General features: G+C 44.9%; 20 protein-coding genes and 1 riboswitch. Of the genes, 19 read left to right on the forward strand and 1 reads right to left on the reverse strand.

Annotation, left to right across the window (positions count from 1 at the left end; all coding sequences use genetic code 11):
* Window positions 1–49: 49 nt before the first annotated feature.
* From ACYQ3Q_RS15820 to ACYQ3Q_RS15855, 8 genes are all read left to right on the forward strand, one after another.
* Complete coding sequence (locus ACYQ3Q_RS15820; RefSeq protein ID WP_459929498.1) at window positions 50–868, forward strand: AIR synthase family protein; 819 nt, start codon at window positions 50–52, stop codon at window positions 866–868.
* Window positions 869–887: 19 nt separating this feature from the next.
* On the forward strand, window positions 888–1403 hold the full coding sequence (locus tag ACYQ3Q_RS15825; protein WP_459929499.1) for an ECF transporter S component: 516 nt from the start codon (window positions 888–890) through the stop codon (window positions 1401–1403).
* A 70-nt stretch (window positions 1404–1473) separates the two neighbouring features.
* Window positions 1474–3270 (forward strand): ABC transporter ATP-binding protein, encoded by a 1797-nt coding sequence (locus ACYQ3Q_RS15830; protein WP_459929601.1) that lies wholly within the window; start codon window positions 1474–1476, stop codon window positions 3268–3270.
* Window positions 3261–4073: an energy-coupling factor transporter transmembrane component T family protein gene (locus ACYQ3Q_RS15835; RefSeq protein ID WP_459929500.1), complete on the forward strand. Its 813-nt coding sequence runs from the start codon at window positions 3261–3263 to the stop codon at window positions 4071–4073. Before ACYQ3Q_RS15830 ends, ACYQ3Q_RS15835 begins: the two co-directional genes overlap by 10 nt.
* 135 nt (window positions 4074–4208) lie before the next feature.
* A complete protein-coding gene (gene cbiD / locus ACYQ3Q_RS15840) occupies window positions 4209–5336 on the forward strand; it encodes a cobalt-precorrin-5B (C(1))-methyltransferase CbiD (RefSeq protein ID WP_459929501.1) in 1128 nt (375 codons plus the stop codon).
* Window positions 5337–5770: 434 nt separating this feature from the next.
* Complete coding sequence (locus ACYQ3Q_RS15845) at window positions 5771–6748, forward strand: Rpn family recombination-promoting nuclease/putative transposase (protein WP_459929502.1); 978 nt, start codon at window positions 5771–5773, stop codon at window positions 6746–6748.
* 164 nt (window positions 6749–6912) lie between these two features.
* Window positions 6913–7068: a hypothetical protein gene (locus ACYQ3Q_RS15850; protein ID WP_459929503.1), complete on the forward strand. Its 156-nt coding sequence runs from the start codon at window positions 6913–6915 to the stop codon at window positions 7066–7068.
* Between the two features lie 14 nt (window positions 7069–7082).
* On the forward strand, window positions 7083–7223 hold the full coding sequence (locus tag ACYQ3Q_RS15855; RefSeq protein WP_459929504.1) for a tautomerase family protein: 141 nt from the start codon (window positions 7083–7085) through the stop codon (window positions 7221–7223).
* 208 nt (window positions 7224–7431) lie between these two features.
* Here the strand turns inward: ACYQ3Q_RS15855 and ACYQ3Q_RS15860 are convergent, their stop codons facing one another.
* Window positions 7432–8148: a 4Fe-4S binding protein gene (locus ACYQ3Q_RS15860; RefSeq protein WP_459929505.1), complete on the reverse strand. Its 717-nt coding sequence runs from the start codon at window positions 8146–8148 to the stop codon at window positions 7432–7434.
* A 101-nt stretch (window positions 8149–8249) separates the two neighbouring features.
* On the opposite strand from ACYQ3Q_RS15860, the gene ACYQ3Q_RS15865 reads away from it, so the two are divergent.
* The 11 genes from ACYQ3Q_RS15865 (at window position 8250) to cbiB (ending at window position 18418) form a co-directional block, all read left to right on the forward strand.
* On the forward strand, window positions 8250–8945 hold the full coding sequence (locus tag ACYQ3Q_RS15865) for a Crp/Fnr family transcriptional regulator (RefSeq protein ID WP_459929506.1): 696 nt from the start codon (window positions 8250–8252) through the stop codon (window positions 8943–8945).
* A gap of 187 nt (window positions 8946–9132) precedes the next feature.
* Window positions 9133–9316, forward strand: a riboswitch (cobalamin riboswitch).
* A 202-nt stretch (window positions 9317–9518) separates the two neighbouring features.
* Window positions 9519–10748, forward strand: a complete 1230-nt coding sequence (gene cbiE, locus ACYQ3Q_RS15870) for a precorrin-6y C5,15-methyltransferase (decarboxylating) subunit CbiE (RefSeq protein ID WP_459929507.1) — start codon at window positions 9519–9521, stop codon at window positions 10746–10748.
* On the forward strand, window positions 10745–11482 hold the full coding sequence (gene cobI, locus ACYQ3Q_RS15875) for a precorrin-2 C(20)-methyltransferase (RefSeq protein ID WP_459929508.1): 738 nt from the start codon (window positions 10745–10747) through the stop codon (window positions 11480–11482). The genes cbiE and cobI overlap by 4 nt, the downstream gene beginning before the upstream one ends.
* Complete coding sequence (cobM, locus tag ACYQ3Q_RS15880) at window positions 11463–12251, forward strand: precorrin-4 C(11)-methyltransferase (RefSeq protein WP_459929509.1); 789 nt, start codon at window positions 11463–11465, stop codon at window positions 12249–12251. Before cobI ends, cobM begins: the two co-directional genes overlap by 20 nt.
* Window positions 12248–13381 (forward strand): cobalt-precorrin 5A hydrolase, encoded by a 1134-nt coding sequence (locus ACYQ3Q_RS15885; protein ID WP_459929510.1) that lies wholly within the window; start codon window positions 12248–12250, stop codon window positions 13379–13381. Before cobM ends, ACYQ3Q_RS15885 begins: the two co-directional genes overlap by 4 nt.
* Window positions 13382–13407: 26 nt before the next feature.
* On the forward strand, window positions 13408–14097 hold the full coding sequence (gene cobJ, locus ACYQ3Q_RS15890) for a precorrin-3B C(17)-methyltransferase (protein ID WP_459929511.1): 690 nt from the start codon (window positions 13408–13410) through the stop codon (window positions 14095–14097).
* Entirely contained in the window at window positions 14094–14861 is a 768-nt protein-coding gene (gene cobK / locus ACYQ3Q_RS15895) for a precorrin-6A reductase (RefSeq protein WP_459929512.1), read from the forward strand. Before cobJ ends, cobK begins: the two co-directional genes overlap by 4 nt.
* The gene (locus ACYQ3Q_RS15900; protein ID WP_459929513.1) at window positions 14858–15226 is read left to right on the forward strand and encodes a sirohydrochlorin chelatase; all 369 of its coding nucleotides are present in this window, start codon (window positions 14858–14860) and stop codon (window positions 15224–15226) included. The genes cobK and ACYQ3Q_RS15900 overlap by 4 nt, the downstream gene beginning before the upstream one ends.
* Window positions 15223–15861, forward strand: coding sequence for a precorrin-8X methylmutase (locus ACYQ3Q_RS15905; protein ID WP_459929514.1), 639 nt, complete (start codon window positions 15223–15225; stop codon window positions 15859–15861). Before ACYQ3Q_RS15900 ends, ACYQ3Q_RS15905 begins: the two co-directional genes overlap by 4 nt.
* Window positions 15862–15900: 39 nt before the next feature.
* Window positions 15901–17436 (forward strand): cobyric acid synthase, encoded by a 1536-nt coding sequence (locus ACYQ3Q_RS15910; RefSeq protein WP_459929515.1) that lies wholly within the window; start codon window positions 15901–15903, stop codon window positions 17434–17436.
* 4 nt (window positions 17437–17440) lie between these two features.
* Window positions 17441–18418, forward strand: coding sequence for an adenosylcobinamide-phosphate synthase CbiB (gene cbiB, locus ACYQ3Q_RS15915; RefSeq protein WP_459929516.1), 978 nt, complete (start codon window positions 17441–17443; stop codon window positions 18416–18418).
* Window positions 18419–18594 lie beyond the last annotated feature (176 nt).

Consider the following 18594-nt stretch of genomic DNA (forward strand, 5'->3'; position numbering starts at 1 on the left):
TTGACTATGAACTTTTTTATTTGACTTTTTAGAGAATGGGGTGAAACGATTGGGATACCAGGGTCGAGATGTTGAGGTTGTTTCGTTAAACAAGGCACAATATTTAGTGGCTTCCTGTGATTCCTGTGGTGCCATTGGTATGAAGGAATTAGATACATATCAGGTTCCCTGGTCTATTACAGGAAGGTTAACGACAAGAGTCGCTTTGTTAGAAGTCCTTTCCACAGGGGCTGTGCCAAAATTAATGACGGTGGCGATTTCTAATGAGCCGTACCCGACAGGAGATGAAATAATAAAGGGGGTGAACGATGAACTAGAAGCTGCAGGATTAGAAACTCTACCCATGGCGATCAGCACAGAAAAAAACATGACGACTCAGCAAACCGGTCTCGGAATTAGTGTGATCGGGGTGGCTGAGAAAAACAAGTTGCGTATTGGAACAGCCCAATCAGGAGATGACGTCTATTGTTTAGGCTTGCCTAAAGTTGGATCAGAGCTCAATAATCCAGAGGATCCAGAAATTGTCCAAGTCAAAGCTCTGCAGTTCCTCTTAGAGATCTCAAGTATTCATGACATCATTTCTGTAGGGTCAAGAGGGATACGTTTGGAAGCCGAACTACTTGCCTCCACGATAAACAAGCGATTGCACGTTGATTCAACTTGTCCTCTCGACTTGGATAAATCTGCTGGACCTTCGACCTGTCTTATATTTTCTTCTTCCGCTTTATTATCACAATCATCACTAACACCACTATCATTTCCGACATCTCTATCATCTACATCATCTACATCATCAAGGACGTTTGATCATGTCCTTTCATCAAAGTTTCCTTTATTACCTTTAACGAAAATCGGTACATTGTACTAAATTTAAGGAGGAATTGTTTATGAATAATTTAGAAACAGAACAACAGGACATAAAACTCTCCGCTTGGAGTGTCAAAAGACTATCGATTATGGCCATTTTTATTGCTTTAAGTGCTGTGGGATCACTGATTAAGATCCCAAGTCCGGTCGGAACTATCGGTATGGATTCGGCACCCGGATTTTTCGCTGCACTGGCCTTTGGAGGACTTACGGGGGCGATTGTCATTGCTTTTGGGCATTTGCTGACGGCAGCGGTGATCGGATTTCCTATGACGATTCCGATCCATTTATATATTGCTTTACAAATGGCCTTATGGGCTGTGGCCTATCGCTGGGTGAATGAAAAGCTCGGTTTGATTCCGGCTGTTATCGTCGGAATTATCCTGAATGGGGTTGTATCATCTTTTGCCATGCTGCCGTTGATGGGTATGGGAGGGGTAATGGGCTTGATGCCTTTTCTCGTCGTCGGGGCAGCTCTCAACGTGATTATTTCGGCAGTAGCCTACAAAGCAATTAAGGGAAGTCGACTCATTTAGGTGATGAGGTGAAACCGTGGAGACTGTAGATGCTGCAGAAGCTGCAGAAGCTGTAAGAACCGTAGAAATCGTGGAAACCGTAAAACCCGTTGAAAATGCTATCGAACTCCATAATATTTCTTATTGTTATCCGAACGCCCAAGAACTTAGTTTGAAAAACATAAGCTTGACCGTGGAAAAAGGAAAATTTATTGTCTTAATGGGATCCACAGGGGCGGGAAAAACAACCTTGAGTTTATGTCTAAACGGTCTAATTCCCCAGCTGCTGGAAGGAAAATTAACAGGACAGGTGAGCATAGCAGGCAAAAATGTAGGGAAAACTGCAGTTCAGTCGATGTCCAAAGTTCTTGGGCTTGTCCTACAGGATCCAGAGACCCAAATTATTGGTCGAACGGTTGAGGAGGACACCGCATTTGGCCCTCGCAATTTTTTAGTTCCCTTCGATGAGATTAATCTGAGGGTCGATCAAAGCTTAGAAAAAGTCCGCTTAAGAGGATATAAGCAACGTTTATCTGAAGAACTCTCAGGTGGAGAAAAACAACGCTTGGCGATTGCCGGTGTGCTCGTGATGGAACCTCAAATTTTGGTGCTGGATGAACCAACTTCAGAACTCGATCCGATAGGACGATCAGAAATCTATCAAACGCTGGATGATCTAAGACGGAAAAAGGATTTGACCATTTTGTTAGTTGAACACTCCAGCGAAGAACTGATTCACAAGGCAGATGAGGTCGTTGTCCTTAAGCAAGGGGAAGTCTTCTGGAGGGGACTGCCGACTGAACTCTTTCGCGATCTTCCCCTCTTGAGTCAGTTGGGGATAAAGCCGTTACCCGTCAGTCAGCTCGGCTGGGATTTTTACGAGAAGGGCTGGATTTCCTTTGCTGAAATCCCTTTAGATATTCCGTCTGCGGAAAACATAATTAGAGCGTTGTTACCCAAATACGGACATTGGCACAAACATGGGCATGGGCAAGCGCCAGGTCAAGGAGAGATAAAGAATCGCCTGTTTAAGCAGGAACCATATTGGTCAGAAACAGAAATCGCAGTTCAAGTCAGCGATCTATTTTACCAGTACAATTCAAGCCAGCCCGCTTTGCGAGGAATTAATCTGACGATTAAAACTGGAGAGTTCGTGGCTTTCATCGGGCAAAACGGTGCTGGAAAAACAACTTTAGCTAAACATTTTAATGGACTTTTAAAACCAACCCGAGGAGAGATTATCGTTGAGGGAATGAATACTTTACAGTATGATACGTCTGATCTATCAAAAACCATCGGGTACGTCTTTCAAAATCCTGATCATCAAATTTTTTCCGCTACTGTCGAGAAAGAATTAGAATTCGGGCTTAAAAATGCAGGCTACAAAGGCCAGGAAATCAAACAACGAGTGGATGAGGTCCTTCAGTATACTGGGTTAGAAAGATACCGTAGTGTTCATCCGTTTAGTTTGGGTAAAGGAGAACGGCAAATGATTGCCGTGGCTTCAATTCTTGCCTTAAAGCCTAAACTGCTAATCATTGACGAACCGACCACTGGCTCGGACTGGGCAGGTGTTCAGTCAATGATGGCTTTGATAAGTAAACTCCATGCTGCAGGGACCACAATTATCATGATTAGCCATGATATGGACTTAGTTGCCCAATATGCCAAGCGGGTCATAGTCATGAAAGAGGGCGGGATTATGTTAGATGGTACCCCTGGTGATGTTTTTTCTAAGGAACAAATACTGCTCGACTCTGCCATTATTCCACCCCAACTCTGTAGGCTCTCCTCGCAATTGAAGGATATTTTAGGTCATAGAACCTTCATCGAATCACGTGAGTTTATAGCGCTGTTCGAAAGACTGGAGCAGAAGGGATGTTATTAGAGCACTTACCGGGAGACACGTTGATCCATCGTCTGGATGTACGGACCAAAATGTTCGGCTTCTTAGGGTTTATGATTCTATCGTTTCTATTCCAAGATCCAAGATTTCAACTCTTGATTGTTTTCTCGACAGGGCTTTTAGCCATTTGGATTAAAATCCCGTTGCGAAAGATCGGAAGAATGCTGGTTCCCTTGATTCCTATCATTATTTCGATTATTCTAATCACAGGATTTACCTTTACACCTGAGCGCTTTGAACAGGTTTCTAGCCAAGCGATCCTCTTTTATGCCCTGCCAGGAGACAGATTAGGGGCCACTTTGGGGGGATTTTTGATGGGCTCTACGTTTATCTTGCGTCTCTTTAGTATGATGATCGCTTCTTCTGTCTTGACTTTGACCACGTCCATGGATGACTTCACCCAATTCTTTCATAAGATGAAGGTTCCCGTTGAGGTAGCCATGATGCTGACAACGGCGATACGATTTATTCCGACCCTGGATAAAAAACGCAAGCAAATTTTAGAGGCTCAAAAGGCACGTGGGACAAAATTCAAAGAGAAGGGGATCATCGGTTCCCTCCAATCCTACCTTCCGATTATGATTCCTTTGTTTATCAATTCGATTATGATGGCCAATTCGCTTTCGATGGCAATGCTCAATCGAGGGTATGGTTTGAACCGGAATTGGACATCGATGCGCGAGCTAGCATTTACCCCAAGGGACTATTGGACAATTGCTTTTGTTGTTATGTTATTGACGTTGGCACTCTTTGTTCGATTCCAACTTCAACTAGGAGTTTTATAGGCTTAATAAATGGTTTAGTGAAGGTATTAATGTTTAAAGATTAGTTGCAACGAGGCAGCACATGGCTTATACTTTCTTTCAATAATCAAAGTAATGAAAATTACTTTGATTAATTTGAAATGTGGGAGAGAAATTATGGCGCGAGAAAAAGATCGACATACTTGGCGCGAAGGATATACCACAGGTAGTTGTGCAGCGGGTGCAGCCAAAGTAGCCTGTCTGCTCCTTAGAGGGGAAAGTTTAGCTGAGCGGGTAGAGATTCCACTACCGAATTCGGCGCGCTTAACAATGCCCATCCATGGGGGTGAATCTGGATATCCAGAAGCGAGGGCAAGCATTCTGAAGAACGGTGGAGACGATGCGGATATTACGCATGGGCTTGAGATTCAGGCGATCGCACGCTATATTTCCCCTTTAGGAGAGGTTCACATCCGTGGGGGCCAGGGGGTTGGGACTGTCACTAAAAAAGGATTGGCCATCTCGGTTGGGGAAAGTGCCATTAACCCGGTTCCAAGGAAGATGATTTTTGAGGCTGTTCGGGAGGTCTTTCCTAAAGAGGAACTCGAAATTATGATCAAGGTTCCTAACGGAGAAACTGCTGCCCTGCGTACTCTTAATCCGAGGCTAGGGGTCGTTGGAGGAATTTCAATACTTGGGACAAGCGGAATAGTCCGACCGATGTCCGAGGAGGCGTTTAAAACCTCGATTCTACCGGAGTTGGACCAGGCAGTAGCCTATGGGCACAAAACCATAGTTCTCACTCCAGGGCACTATGGGTATCGAGTGGCAACTGAACGTTTTAAAGTCCCGACTGAAGCTGTGATCCAGATGAGTAACTTTGTTGGCTATCTATTAGAAGAAGCTGCCTACCGGGGGATTGAACAAGTGATTCTCGTAGGGCATATCGGAAAGCTCATTAAAGTTGCAGGCGGAATTTTCCATACCCATAATCGTGTGGCAGATGCCCGAATGGAAATCTTACTTGCTCATGCCGCGCTAGCTGGGGTTAATCTAGACACCTTAAAACATCTGGCAGAGTTTCCAACGACCGAAGGGGCCACCTCAGAACTCTTGCTCCTTGGAGAGCAAAAATTGTTCCATCATCTGGCAAACTTGGCGAGTGAAAGAGCCCAAGCATTTACCTTTGGACGTCTAAGCGTTGGTACGATCATGACCTTATTAAACGGCCAACCAGTTGGCTGGGATTCGAAAGCTCAAAGGATCGTTGAGGAACAACGTTGGGCGTGGTCAATTGAGACCTGAGCATTTGCAAAACGTGTTCACTCTAATTGAACCGCAACCAAAAACAGGTTTGGCTTTATTTTTAAAAGGTCAGAATATGCTAGACAATCCGTCTATCATATTCTGACCTTTTATTTATGATGATTTATTCATTCCGGAGATACTAATAAACTATTAAGATCGAAGGGGTAATCGCAGTTACGAGAAAAAGTACTTTGCTAAATGGCGGTATGACTCTGCTAATTAGGTTTTTTAACAAAGGAAATAGGGCTAAATTACTTGGATGAGTTAGGATGCCCTGTTATGGGGATTCTACCGTTCTAAGTTGTGAAAAGATAAATAAATTGAAGTGGCCCGTTCAATCATGGTATAATATGGTTATCATTCAATCCATTGTTTAATTTACTGACAGAAGATGAATATCTTTAAAAGTGTGATTGAACGGAGCGTGAAAAGTGAAGGAACTAATTAACCTCAAGGTCGATTATGCATTTAAACTTATCTTTGGCAAAGAGGGAAATGAAGCGATCCTCATCGCTTTTCTTAATGCTGCGTTAAGGTTGCCGCAGGAAAGTCAAATCGAAGACATTGTGATCTTGAACCCTGAGTTCAATAAAGAATATAAAGAAGATAAGAAGTCCATCCTAGATGTTCGAGCTGTAACCACCGAAGGAATGCAGATCAACATAGAAATACAATTAAACGATCAATATAATATGAAGAAACGTTCCCTGTATTATTGGGCACAAATGTACACCAGACAGATGCGTGAAGGGATGGCTTATAAGGAACTGACTAAAGCTGTCACGATTAATATTCTGGATTTTAACTATTTAAATGAGACAAAGAATTACCATAACGTGTTCCATCTTTATGAAGATGAAGAAAAATTTCAACTAACGGATGCCTTAGAGATGCATTTTATGGAGTTGCCAAAATTGATCATGAAGTGGCGGCGCAAGGAAGTAAGCCCTTGGGAGAATGTTTTAGTACGATGGTTACTGCTTCTGGAAGGTTCAGAAAATCAGGAAATATTAAAAACACTGGAGGAGATTGCAATGCAAGATCCCGTTTTACATCAAGCGATAGCGGCATGGGAGAAATCAAGTGATGATCCTAATGTGAGAGAAGAGTACTATTCGAGACGCAAGGCAGTATTAGATGAAAAGGCGGCAGTAAGGGAAGCGGAACTTAGATTGAAGGAGGGGATTGAGAGGGGATTAGCAGAGGGTAAAGCAAAGGGATTAGCAGAGGGATTAGCAGAAGGCAAAGCAGAAGGTAAAGTAATAGGTAAAGCAATAGGTAAAGCAGAGGGTAAAGCAGAGGGTAAAGCAGAAGTTGCTAAGAACCTGATAGACCTTGGAATCGAGATCTCAAAAATCGCAAAAGCAACAGGTTTATCTGAAGAAGATATTAGATTATTGAAGAATTAGGGTAAAACAAAGAGGGGACAGGTGTATTGTTCAATTATGAAACAATACACCTGTCCCCCCGTTTTTCTAATGTCTATCAAACACATTATGAATTATCCAATTGCAGTATTGGGTGCCCTCCCTAACATTCATAATAGTTAACTGCATAAGTCTGGCTGATAGGAATGCCCTGCGAGAAAGTTGTTCAGCAGCTTGGTGGCTATGGCGAATTTGTTACCGACCCTGAGGAAGTAGGGAACGCAATAGATCGGGCCTTAGCTTCTGGTAAGCCCGCCTGTGTAAATGTTGTTACTGATCCGGAAATCGGTCCTCCAAGATAAATGAGTGTAATGCTATGCCCGTAATTATGATAGAGGCTGGTAAAATGTCCATAGAACAAAAAGCAAAGCTAGTCAAGGAGCTGACTTCAAAAGCAAGCGAAATACTCAACATACCTGTGGATGCGTTTGTTACAATTAATAAAAAAATGACATAGATAATATCGGCAGTGGCACTCAGCTTTTATCAGATAAATTTGGCACAAAAAAACAGATGTATAGATTTCGAAGAGATTAATACATCTGTTGTTCATTCAAATGGGGATATTATAAACAAGCGTAAAACAAGAAAACAAGGGGACAGGTGCATTGTTTCGCGAAACAACGCACCTGTCCCTCTGTTTCCCTCAGTTATCATTACTCTGATCAATCCTCGATAATTCTTCCGTCAGTTCCTATTGTGACGACATTCCAGGGTATCATTTTTCCGCTGCTTGACAAGGCTTTCTTTACAGCTTGAACTAAACCGCCACAGCAGGGTACTTCCATTCTTAAGACGGACACGCTTTTAATTTCATGCTGTTTTAGGATCGCCGTCAGTTTCTCTGAATAATCGGTATCATCTAGTTTAGGACAGGCAATCAAGGTGATCTTATTGCGCATAAATTTTTCGTGAATATTTGGGTAGGCGAAGGCAGTGCAGTCAGCGGCAATCAGCAAATGCGCGTTATTAAGATAAGGTGCAGTTACTGGTACTAATTTTAACTGGCAGGGCCACTGACCAAGCCGGGAGTGTGCGTTTTCTGAGGAATGAACAGGTATGTCTTCAAGTTGTCTTTTGGCCAGCACTTTTGCTTGGGTACCGGGGCAACCACAGGGAAGGGAGGCTACAGGCTGTGGCTTGTTTTTCTCCATATGCTTTTTGACAGCTGCTTCGTCATAGACGACAGTTTCTCTCTCTTCAAGGACGATAGCTCCGGTCGGGCACTCAGGTAGACAGTCTCCAAGACCGTCACAATAGCTTTCAGAAACAAGACGGGCTTTACCGTCAATCAGCTTTAAGGCACCTTCATGACAAGCAGTGACACAAAGGCCGCAGCCGTTACACTTTTCTTCATCTATTTTTATAATATTTCTTAACATTGTCATAACCCCTTTCAAATGATTGTTTTTACAGGTTCATTATATTACAATGAAAGAATTAAGTCGGTATCTGAGGATACAAAAATGAGTAGGGGTGTGTGATGTTTGAAAAATATTTGGATAAAGTTTCACAAGTAAGCCTTTTTCAAGGAATTGAAAGAGATGCCATATTAGCTATGTTGAATTGTTTGAAGCCTAAAGTTTGCTGCTATAAAAGAAGTGATTATATTGTGACGGGCGGAGATCCCTATGAAAGCGTTGGAATAGTTCTCAAGGGTACAGCGACGGTCAGTAAAGAAAATGCCGCAGGAAACAGGATTGTTATGACACTTTTAAAGCAAGGGGATATTTTTGGTGAGTTAGTCGCCTTTTCCAGCCAAATGATCTGGCCAGCAACTGTTCAGGCCCATGAAGCTTGTGAGGTTCTTTTCCTGCCGAGAGGAAAAATTGTTGGCGAGTGTGACAAGATGTGTTCATGGCACAGAATTCTGATCCAGAACTTTTTAAGGATAATTTCCGAAAGAGCCATGATGTTGAACAAGAAGGTTGAATATCTGACGATCAAAAGTATGCGCGGGAAAATCTGCACATATTTATTGGAGCAATATAAAAAGACAGGCGACAAAAACATAATTCTGCCCTTAAATCGAAATGAACTCTCGGATTTCCTGAATGTGTCTCGTCCATCCATGTCCAGAGAAATGTGTAAAATGAGGGATGAGGGAGTTATTGATTTTTACTTGACTGAATTCAAAATTTTAGATTTAGAAGCCTTAAAGTATATGAGTGATTTATAGTGGTGTACTAGGCCTATCATATGAATCAAACGGGCAAATTAGCTGTGTCGCTTATTTGTTCAATGATAGGAAAAAGAATACTTGGTTGATATAACTCTTTTTTTTAGGAAGGTATTTTGAAAAAGAGGAATTTAGTATATACTTATAGAATATCCCATTATCAGTCGAATTGGACTATTCATAAATTTAATAGCGTTATGCTTAAGGTTCCTTTGTAATAAAGGATCTAAAAGGGGAAGTCGGTGAAAATCCGACGCGGTCCCGCCACTGTAAACAAGGAGTTCTCTTCGGAAATCCTACGCTCAAATGCTAGGACAGAGATGAGAATGATGATTTGAAGCCAGGAAACCTGCCTTAAGTAGCATCACAAACCTACGAGCGATAGGAGATGTGTGTGTTTATTTAGGGTAAACCATACGAGCCGCTCAGGCTCGCTTTTTATTATACTATCAGAAAGTATAAACTTGCGTTATATACTTTCTAAGCATAAGTGCAACTAAGGCGGCCGCCTGCGCTGAAGCTTAGCGCCAGCCAAGTTTTCTATACCTATTAAACAAGGGAAGAAGGTTTTTCATGTTACAAGTAATCGGTATCGGCCCTGGAAGGCCGGAATGGTTGCCCCCTGCAATTACTGAACTTGTAAAGAACTGCGAAATTCTAATCGGAGGGACTAGGGCTCTAAAACTCTTTCCTGATTTCACAGGACGCCAGTACTCCCTATCCGGTGACCTAGCTAGCAGTATAGAAGTGATCAGAAGCGCACTTCTAGAAGAGAACGTTGTCGGGGTTCTCGTCTCAGGCGACCCTGGGTTTTTCAGTTTTTTACCTAGACTTAAGAAGGAATTTCCGGAGGAAATAATCGACGTCTATCCGGGGATCAGTTCTCTTCAATTCGCTTTTGCAAGAGCCGGGCTTCCTTGGCAAGAGGCCATCTTTGCAAGTGTTCATGGTCGAGAATTGTCTGTACTTCCTCAGGTAATTACTCGTCCCACAGCGGTTCTAACTGGTGGAGAAAATACGCCTCAGAAAATCGCGCAACTCTATTTGGAGCGTGGCAATAACCCTCTTATTTCAGTCGGTAATGCCCTTGCTTATCCAGAGGAATTTTGGTCAACAATGGACGCAGAGCATTTGGCTCAGGAGAAAATCTTGTTAAAGAATGCAATTGTTATCCTCTATCCAAATACTATTCAAAAAGCCCAGCACTCCCCTAAACAGGGGGTAGGTTGCAGGCTTGGAATTCCAGACGAAGAGTTTCTACGCGGAAAGGTTCCCATGACCAAGGCGGAAATTCGGGTTCAAGTACTCGCCAAAGCCCAAATTTCGAAATATGATCAGGTCGTGGATATTGGAGCGGGTACGGGGAGTATTAGTATCGAAGCAGCCGGTCTCGCTTCTGAGGGTGTAGTATATGCAATTGAGCATAATTCAGAGGCTCAAGCACTTATTCTTGCCAATCAGCTCAAGTTTGGGGTTTCAAATCTTCGTCTGATTTCCGGAGCTGCGCCAGATGTTTTCGGGGAACTTCCCCCAGTCGATGTCTGTATTATTGGTGGCAGTAATGGACGTTTATCAGAAATCTTAAGTACGGTGCCCCTTGTTGAAGGGGGAAGAATCGTGATCACAGCAGTGACCATCGAAACAGTGGCTCAAGGATTGAAACTGCTTACAGACTTTAACTATCAGGATATCGATACGGTCTCTATTCAAGCAGTCCGTTGGAAAGCAGTACAAACTCTGCATATGGCCCAAGCTTTGAATCCAATCTTTATAATTTCAGCACGAAGAGGGGAAGCATCATGAATACAACATGGGGAAAATTCTATGGAGTCGGGGTCGGTCCCGGTGATCCTCGTCTCTTGACTTTACAAGCCGTCGATGTCCTACAATCAGTGGATTTGGTAGCTATCCCCAAATCCAAGCTCGATCGAGAAAGTGTGGCCTGGGATATTGCCAAAATTCATTGTCCAGCTAATGTCCGACTTGTCGAACTCGAAATGCCCATGACTTCGGATCAGCAGGTTTTAACAAAGGCTTGGCAAGATGGAGCACAAACCCTTCTAGTTGAACTGAAACAGGGTAAATCGGTTGCCTTTATCACTCTGGGTGATCCTTCCCTTTATAGTACTTACAGCTACCTACTTAACATCCTTCAGGAGGAATTACCACAGGAATGTGTTATCACAGTGCCAGGCATTACAGCTATGTCCGCGGCGGCAGCCAAGATTAACTTGCCTCTTGCAACTGGGGATGAGCCTCTTCTAATCTTGCCAAGTACCGAAGATGTTGGAGAATTTCTCAATTTCCCCAATTTAGTTTTAATGAAAGTCTCCCGCAGGCTTCCTGAGATTTTAACGCTTCTGGAAGAGCGCGAGAGAAAAGCGGTCTTGTTAACTCGCCTCGGACAATCTGGAGAGAAAATCCGCTGGGAACCTAAACCAGAGGATTTCACAGTCGACAAAATCGATTATCTCAGTTTGTTACTCGTGAAAAAAGATTTGTTGGGGAGGGAAAACAGTGAGCCAGAAAATAACTAAGGGTGAAGTAATCTTCGTCGGTGCTGGTCCAGGGGATCCTGAACTGATCACGATCAAAGGTTCTCGCGCGCTGGAAAGAGCGGATCGCGTGATTTATGCTGGGTCTTTAGTTAACCCGGAATTACTTGGCATTTGTCGTCCTGGTACCCCGTTTCATGATAGCGCCCATCTCACACTGGAAGAAGTGGTCGCTCTTATGTTCGAGGGAGCCCAAAGCGGAGAAACCATCGTCCGACTCCATACGGGAGATCCCAGTATGTATGGAGCCATAAAGGAACAATTTGAACATTTAGATAAACAAGAAATACCTTATTCTGTTATTCCAGGGGTCAGTTCGGTGTTTGCAGCTGCCGCAGCGGTTAAACGCGAATTTACACTGCCGGAAATTAGCCAGACCTTGATACTCACCCGCTTAGCTGGACGCACTCCCGTTCCAGAACGTGAAGCACTTGCCAAATTAGCGCAACATCAAGCTAGTATGGCGATTTTCCTAAGTGTTCAGGATATGGGATCCGTCGTCCAAGCCTTATTGGATGGTGGTTATCCGGCCTCCACACCCATTGCTGTGGTCGCAAAAGCAAGTTGGCCGGATGAAGAGGTTCTGCTGGGAACCTTAGAAACCATCGTGGAAAAAGTTAAAAATGCAGGAATTCGTAAACAGGCTCAAATCCTTGTCGGAGACTTCTTAGATCCAGCCAAGGGGTACGCCCGTTCCAAACTTTATGACCCGACCTTTACGCATGAATATAGGCAAGGGACAGAAAAGTGAACATAAACATAGGCGAAGGCGAAGACGTAGACGCAAAAACGAAAGTTGCGCTTGTGTCCTTAACCGACCGAGGCTTGGACACGATCCAACGTATTGGAGAGGGTCTTCCGAATACCGTTATTCAAAAAGTCTATATTCATGAGAAAGTGCTCGGTCAAACTAAGAATCAGGGTGAAGCACAAAAACAGACTGAGCTGCAACTGCAGATCTTTACTCGTTTGAGCGATATCGTACCGAGTCTGTGGCAAAAGTATTCGGTGTTGATCTTTGTCATGGCTACAGGAATTGTTGTACGTCAAATTGCCTCTTTATTAGAAGGAAAAGATCGAGATCCTGCTGTGCTTGTCTTAGACGAAGCAGGGAAATTCGTGATTCCTCTGCTTTCTGGTCATTTAGGTGGCGCAAACGCTTGGGCCCATCAGATCTCTGAACAGCTTGGTGCTTTGCCCGTTATTACGACAGCCACGGATGTAAGGGGAATGGTGGCGCCTGACGAATACGCCCGCAGGTATGGCTGGAAAGTAGAACCTGTCGATCATTTGCCAGCGGTCAATCGCTTGCTCTTAGAGCAAAATCGTCTCAATGTCTGGACAAGTTATCCTTTTAAACCTGAGCATCATACTTGGGTAAGTGATCCAAATTATCGTTTCTTGTCCGAAAACGAAAAAGATCAAGCAAATGTTATTATCGATGCTTTTCCAAACTCAAGCCTTAAGGCGGATTGCCTGTATTTAGTCCCACCGATCTTAAGTGTTGGGGTAGGGTGTCGTCGCGCGGTTTCTAGCGAAGTCATTTTAGAGAGAATCAGGACGGCAGTAGAACAGCTCGGAGCCTCCCTTAAAGCTATTAAAGGAATTTATAGCGTTGACCTGAAATCTGACGAAGTGGGTCTGATTGAAGCGGCTAAATACCTAAGAGTTCCGTTTCAAACCTACCGAACGGATGAACTACAAGTGGTTAATCTTCAAGAACAGTTAAGTCGATCAAACTTTGTAAGTGAAAAGATAGGAGTGGACGGTGTATGCGAAGCAGCGAGTTTACTGGGAGCCAAAAGGGGACGGCTAGTTCTGCCGAAGACCAAGGGGCAGGGGGTCACAGTGGCGATCAGCATAGAAAACTTTTTGTCGTAGGCCTCGGGCCGGGGGACCAAGACCATATGACAACACGGGTTCAGTCGGTATTAAATGAGGTTGAATTTATCGTGGGCTATAAAACCTATATCGACCTTATTCGGCCGTTTATAACCCATCAACAAGTTGTTGCAACTGGGATGCGTCAAGAAATTGATCGCTGTCGAGAAGCCATTCGTTTGGCGGCTGAAGGACACCGAGTAGCCGTCGTAAGCAGTGGGGATGCCGGAGTTTACGGCATGGCTGGGATTATTATCGAGTGTCTGGAACAAGAAAACCTCCTCGATCTACCCTTGGAAATCATTCCTGGAGTGACGGCAGCCTCTGCAGCAGCTTCCATGTTAGGTGCTCCTTTAATGCATGATTTCGCAGTGGTTAGCTTAAGTGATCTTTTGACGCCATGGGAAGTCATCGAGAAACGAGTGCGCTTAGCTGCCGAAGGTGATTTTATCTTTGCACTTTATAACCCGAAAAGTAACGGTCGTCCACAACACATAGAGAAGGTGCGGGAGATTATCCTCCGCTATCGTCATCCTGACACACCTGTAGGATTGGTTCGTGAGGCTTTACGAGGGGATGAATCGAGCGTGCTGATTACCACCCTGGGGGAATTCACAAAGCACCCCATCGACATGCTCACGACCGTGATTATTGGAAACTCTCAAACCCGAATCGTTGGCCCCTATATGGTGACTCCTCGAGGGTATAAACTGTGAGGCTTTTAGTCCTAGCAGGTACAGAGGATGGGCGAGAGCTTGCGGATGCCCTGATGCAGAGGGGACATGATGTTTTAGTATCCACTCTGACAGCCTATGGCGCAGATTTGGCACAAGAACAGGGGCTGCCAGCTCGCTCGGGAGCGATGGATGCAGAAATCCTCACTGATCTTCTCCAAGCTAATTCCTTTGCAGCTCTGGTGGATGCTACTCATCCCTACGCGGTACGAGTGAAAGAAATGGCCAAAACCGTCTGCGCAGAGCTAGCCATACCTTACCTCCGCTGGGAGCGCTCAGAACTGGAGCTAGCTGATCATCCCCTTATTCATTGGGCAGAGGACATACCGGCCGCTGTACAAATAGCAGTGAAGTTAGGACAACGTATTCTGCTCACCACCGGAAGTAATGGGTTGCCTGAGTGGGTAGCTCATCCTTCAATGAATGACAAAATGCTCTATGTTCGCGTTCTCCCTACTTCTGAGGTGTTGGCGCGTTGTGAATCATTAGGGTTTAAACCCAATCAAATTATTGCCGCCCAGGGTCCATTTTCCCAAGCCTGGGATGAAGCCATGTTTAAGCAATTAAAGATCGAGGTGGTGGTAGCCAAAGAAAGTGGAAAAGTTGGCGGAACCCTCGAAAAAGTACAGGCCTGTCTCAGCTTAAACCTTCCCTTGGTTATTCTAAAACGACCCGTTGTCGAAATGGATTCAAAGAGTTGTACAGTTACCCAATTTATAAAACAATTGGAGGAAATGATACCATGAAATCAGAACTAATTCTCTTAGGACACGGTAGCCGCCGTGCTGAGGCTAATCAAGGACTTTTAGTGGTCGCCGAAAAAGTGAGTCGCTTAATGGAACAACCTGTAACCCCTGCGTATATGGCTCATGATCACCCGAGCCTTCCCGAAGCAGTAGAAGCTAAAATTAAAGGTGGCGCATCAAGCATTGTTGTAATGCCACTCTTTCTCTTCCGTGGAATCCATGTGACGGTGGATATCCACGAAGAATTACGAGAAATTCGGGAACAGAATCCGAACGTGGAGATCATCTTTACCAAAGAACTGGGAGCTGATGACGGGATTGCGAATTTGGCCAGTCTGCGCATCAAGGAGGCTTTAGCTGAATGACAACAGCCTTCATTCTAGACCCGAGTCAAATCGAAGTAGAAAGTATGCGGATTATTCGCGCTGGACTAACCCGTCCCTGGCTAGAAGCTGACTTTCCAGTGGTAGAACGGATAATTCATACAACTGGAGATCCGACCTTAGAATCGGCAATTGCGATTCATCCAGAAGCGATTGCCTGCGGGCTAAAGGCTCTAAAAGAGGGCGCCAACGTGATCACGGACGTTGAGATGGTTCGAGCAGGGATCTCCAAAGAAAAACTCAAATCGTTGGGTGGAACTGTGGAATGCTTCCTGAATTCTCCCGGAGTTCCCGAACAAGCCAAAGTATGGGGCATCACACGCTCAATGACGGCTTTTCGTATGAATGCCGAGGGTCTGCGTGGCTCAATCGTCGCGATTGGAAACGCTCCAACGGCTCTCATCGAAGTCTTACGTTTAGCTGAGAATCCGGAGACCCGACCTGCTTTGATCGTCGGAATTCCCGTGGGTTTTATCGGAGCAAAAGAGTCCAAGGATTTACTTTGGGAGCACCAAGAGTTCCCCTCGATTACAGTCCGTGGGACGCGAGGAGGAAGTCCCATCGCTGCAACAGTAATTAACGCCTTAATTTATACTGTTTTAAAACAGCTTAAATAAGCTCAAAAAGCACCGCTTAAGAAAAAGAGGGTGAAAATAATGTCTTCAAATAATCAATCAACAGCCAAACTTATGATCCAGGGGACTTCTTCAAGCGTTGGCAAGAGCGTTTTGGCTGCTGCATTTTGCCGAATTTTTTATCAAGAAGGCTACCATGTAAGTCCGTTTAAAGCACAGAATATGGCGCTTAATTCGTTTGTGACCACAGCAGGTGGAGAGATGGGGAGAGCTCAAGTGGTTCAGGCCCAAGCTGCTGGAGTCGAACCAGAGGTACGAATGAACCCAATTTTACTTAAACCCAGTGGGCCAACCGGCTCTCAAGTCGTTATTATGGGCAAGTCTCAGGGGAATGTGACAGCTCTGCGTTACCATGGGGAATATCAGCGTATGACTTGGCCGTATGTGACAGAGGCACTCCACGGCTTGCTCAAGGACTATGAAATCGTAGTGATTGAAGGAGCAGGAAGTCCGGCTGAAGTCAATCTTAAATCCAATGATATTGTTAATATGCGGGTTGCCATGGAGGCCAATTCACCGGTCTTACTCGTAGCAGATATTGACCGTGGCGGGGCCTTAGCAGCCGTTGTAGGAACCTTGGAATTAGTGGAACCTGAAGAACGAGCACTGATCAAAGGGATTATCTTTAATAAGTTTCGAGGGGAAATTAAGCTTCTTCAGCCTGCCCTAGACTTCATCGAAGAAAAAACAGGAATCCCAGTAGTGGGAGTTGTTCCTTATTTCAAGATCCGTATTCCAGATGAAGATTCCGTAGCTTTAAACGAAGCAGACGAAAAACCCTCGGTTTCCTTAGCAGACCAATTGGACGTGGCAGTCATTCGTTTACCTTACATTTCTAATTTTACGGACTTTGATGCGCTTCAGGATGAACCCGATGTTGCGGTGCGCTATGTTACTGACCCTGCGAATTTGGGAAAACCAGATCTCCTCATCATTCCCGGCAGCAAAAACACTCTCGCTGACTTGCATTTTCTTCATGAGAGCGGCTTAGGGACTCTCATTCATAAGCTTGATGAAAAAGAGGTTCCTGTCATCGGGATTTGTGGTGGCTATCAAATGATGGGACGCTTAGTGAAGGATCCGTTGCATACAGAGTCCGAGCTGGAAGAGGTCTCAGGGCTTGGCATTTTGCCGATGGTGACAGAATTCTATCCTCAGAAACATACCGTTCAGAGTAAGGGGACCATTCTGGCGGAGCAAGGCTTCTTGAAAGCCTGTACTGGTGATACAGTGGTTGGTTACGAGATCCATATGGGTCGAACCACGATGGATGAGGGGCATACTCCGCTGTTCAATTTGACTTCGAATGGAGAGTCTAATGTCGATGGTTTGCAGGTAGGAAATGCTTATGGAACCTATTTACATGGAATTTTCGATAATGATAGCTTGCGGACATCCCTTTTAAACTGGCTTTGGCAGCGCAGAGGGTCTGCACGACCGGTAGAAGCGTCACTTTCTCAAGCAGCACTTCGTGAATCTGCGTTTAATGAGTTGGCAGATTTAGTTCGTCAAAATGTGGATCTGGAACGGATTCGAGACATTATGAGCTTAACTTAAAATTATGGAAACATTGAGTATCGTTTCAGCGCTTCTTCCGATCGCTGTTCTGTTTGGATTTATACTTGATCAGGTTATTGGAGATCCACGCAGTTGGCCCCATCCAGTCGTGGGAATAGGGAACCTGATTGCCTATCTGGAGCTCCAGCTCAATCTAGGAACTCCCAAGCTGCGACGCCGCAACGGGGTCCTGCTAACGATCCTTGTAGTAGGGGGAAGTTATCTGCTCACCTGGGTTGCAGTATTGGCAGCGAAGACACTGCATCCCTTGCTGGGTTTTGGGTTAACCACTTATTTTATTTTCACAACCTTAGCTAGTAAATCCCTCTTAGATGCTGGACTAAGTGTCCTAGTTCCTTTGCTAAAAGGGGACTTGACTGAGGCTCGTACACGGCTTTCTTGGTTGGTTAGCCGTGACACTAGCAATCTTTCCGAAGGTGAGCTTGCTAGAGGAACCGTTGAGACGCTGGCCGAAAACTTCGTTGATGGGATTTTGTCCCCGCTTTTTTACGCCGCTCTCGGAGGAGCGCCCTTAGCGATGGCCTTTAAAGCGGTCAGCACTTTGGATTCTATGGTCGGCTATAGGAACGAGCGCTATGAAGACTTTGGCTGGTTCTCGGCTCGCACAGATGATTGGGCGAATTACATACCCGCGCGCTTATCCGTTCTGATCTTACTGCTCGCAGGTTGGTTAAGAGGAATGTCAGTGGGTCACGCCTACCGAATGTGGAAGCGAGATGCCTCAAGTCATCCTAGTCCCAACGGTGGGAATCCGGAAAGTGTGGTTGCTGGGTTACTTGGCATTCAGCTTGGCGGCATCAATATCTATCATGGTCGGACACACCACCGAGCAGAAATGGGAGATGCTCTTCATCCAGTAGGAGCCACAGACATTGTCCGTTGCCGTCAACTGGTTCAAACGGCGACCTGGTTATCCCTTCTGCCTGCACTTATTGTAGCTTATTTAGTAGTTAATTTTTAGCGATGCTCGAAGTTCGATGCGCGAGGTGCGAATAAAGAAAACTTGGCTGGCGCCAAGCCATAGGCGATGGCCATGAATGGCCGAGTGTCCCAGTAGCCAAGACTCAAACAGGACGTTTGAGTTAGAGCACCGCCATGGATGGCAAGGTGCCGGGATGGTGAGAAGGGACCTTCCAG

The sequence above is a fragment of the Desulfosporosinus burensis genome, from assembly GCF_054657535.1.